At 38.1% G+C, this 732-nt stretch carries 1 tRNA gene and 1 rRNA gene; both read right to left on the minus strand.

The window, feature by feature from the left end:
• Window positions 1–393: 393 nt before the first annotated feature.
• Window positions 394–469, minus strand: a tRNA-Thr gene (locus Q0794_RS18050).
• A gap of 8 nt (window positions 470–477) precedes the next feature.
• A 5S ribosomal RNA gene (gene rrf / locus Q0794_RS18055) occupies window positions 478–593 on the minus strand.
• Window positions 594–732: the final 139 nt, after the last annotated feature.

Consider the following 732-nt stretch of genomic DNA (forward strand, 5'->3'; position numbering starts at 1 on the left):
GGAATGACTTTGTAAGTGATAGTCAAAGAGTAATAAAAATGTGCACTAGGGATTGGATGAATCTGATCAGCTAATTAAGCGGAATGGTATTATTTTCGTGAAATAAATTTAAATAATAGAGTAAAAATATAGAGGAAGGTCTAGCATTAAATGTAGATGTAATTAATTGGAGGAATCATGATCCATAACAGCTTCTTTATGAAACCATATTCAGTCATAAAATTATCGGAATTGATATAACCTCATATTTCACGCATTAAGGTGAAGTTACATGTAAGGTTACATTAATAGTTGGATTGTACAAAACGTCATAGAACGTAAAATAGCTATCGATGGTTGTATTTGGGGGAAGCGTTTTTTTTGGAAGTTAAAATATGATATCAAACAAGAAGATGGTGCTGATAGGCGGAGTTGAACCGCCGACCTCACCCTTACCAAGGGTGCGCTCTACCAACTGAGCCATATCAGCAAATGGGGATCTGACAATGACCTACTTTCACATGAGGAGACCTCACACTATCATCGGCGCAACTGCGTTTCACTTCTGAGTTCGGCATGGGATCAGGTGGTACCACAGTGCTATTATTATCAGAAAAAATCTTATATTTATAGCATTATAAATATTAAAACCCCAGTCGTGTGACTGGGGTTTTGAATTAGGCGCTTGGCAATGACCTACTTTCACATGAGGAGACCTCACACTATCATCGGCGCAGCTGCGTTTCACTTCTG

This window comes from uncultured Psychromonas sp. (assembly GCF_947489755.1).
Lineage (GTDB): Bacteria > Pseudomonadota > Gammaproteobacteria > Enterobacterales > Psychromonadaceae > Psychromonas.